Source organism: Acinetobacter sp. 228, assembly GCF_048147885.1.
The window spans coordinates 1-1,244 of sequence record NZ_JAYWYV010000360.1 but is presented as its reverse complement, the minus strand read 5'-3'; the positions used below and the strand labels follow the sequence as shown (position 1 = coordinate 1,244).

Genomic DNA, 1,244 nt, shown 5'->3' with positions numbered 1-1,244 from the left:
AATGTATTATAAGCGGCACGCGGGAATAGCTCAGTTGGTAGAGCATAACCTTGCCAAGGTTGGGGTCGCGAGTTCGAGTCTCGTTTCCCGCTCCAGATTGGTTTTTTTGAGAAAGTTTTAGTAAAAACTGCTCATACATGCGGGAATAGCTCAGTTGGTAGAGCATAACCTTGCCAAGGTTGGGGTCGCGAGTTCGAGTCTCGTTTCCCGCTCCAAAATTTAAAAACCACCTAATTCGAAAGAATTAGGTGGTTTTTTTATTGTTTATTGGTCAATTCAAAATTCGCATTAAAAAACGCTTTATATTTCCATTGCAGTACCATGAAATTTGGAGTGTTATTATGCAAAAGCCGGTTAAGCGCGGAGACGCGTGGCACATCACTGTCCGTTATTTAGGCAAACGTTATACAGCTACTCGAGATACTGCGAGTGAGTGTGAACAATGGGCCACTAAAAAATTATTAGATTTAGAATTTCAAAATCACTCATTGCCTTGATTTAAGTTAGTTATGTTCGCAAGGTTCTAGAGTTATTCGATGTGTAGATATATAAGGTAATAATTGAAAACAATCTATATTAAAGCTTTCTAGGCAATGACTCTGCTGTAAACATAGGGAGAAGATAAAACTATAATTATAGATATAACTTTTAAAATGATACTGCTCGGTTCTTTGAACATCATTATTGGTTAAATCGCAAAATTGTATATGTTCAGGAGATACATGAAAGTTGAGCTTCTTTAAATGACGGCTCATTCCTTCACCAGTACATTTAATATAGGATTCTTTTAAGGTCCATATTTGAAAAAAACGTTGATATACACTAGTTGGATTAGTCCATTCATTTTGCTGAATCCATTCAATTTCACTTGGCGCTAACACGCTATCGACACGCCTCCATTCGAACTCATGGTCCATTCTTTCAACATCGACCCCTATTTCTCCTTTTTCTGTCACAGCAAAAACAATAAGTTCCGCGGAGTGACTAAGATTAAAATAAATAGCCTTATTGCCTCGTACAAAAGGTTTGCCGTTAGGTTGTAATTGAATGATGACCTCATGGGGCAAGATACCCAACTTATCTGATAAAACGGACTTCATTAACACACGAGAAATTAAGAAAAGTCGCGCTGCATGAGAATGATATTGATCATATCTCAGCTTTTCTGCCGCATTGAGAAAGCTGAGATAATGACTCAATATGAGATGGTTGTCTGGTACCCGTAAAATTGGGCAAACATAAAC

2 protein-coding genes and 2 tRNA genes are annotated in these 1,244 nt (G+C 37.8%); 3 read left to right on the top strand and 1 reads right to left on the bottom strand.

The window, feature by feature from the left end; genetic code table 11:
* Positions 1-19: 19 nt before the first annotated feature.
* From VXQ92_RS18995 to VXQ92_RS18985, 3 genes are all read left to right on the top strand, one after another.
* Positions 20-95, top strand: a tRNA-Gly gene (locus tag VXQ92_RS18995).
* Between the two features lie 44 nt (positions 96-139).
* A tRNA-Gly gene (locus VXQ92_RS18990) sits at positions 140-215 on the top strand.
* Between the two features lie 126 nt (positions 216-341).
* A complete protein-coding gene (locus tag VXQ92_RS18985; protein WP_416682846.1) occupies positions 342-497 on the top strand; it encodes an integrase in 156 nt (51 codons plus the stop codon).
* 6 nt (positions 498-503) lie between these two features.
* On the opposite strand, the gene VXQ92_RS18980 is transcribed toward VXQ92_RS18985, so the two are convergent.
* The coding region (locus VXQ92_RS18980; RefSeq protein WP_416682845.1) for a 4'-phosphopantetheinyl transferase family protein at positions 504-1,244 on the bottom strand (741 nt) is incomplete at its 5' end.

Bases quoted from the DNA above. Each gene is read 5' to 3' on its own strand.
- VXQ92_RS18985 (WP_416682846.1), top strand. From the start codon at position 342: ATGCAAAAGCCGGTTAAGCGCGGAGACGCGTGGCACATCACTGTCCGT.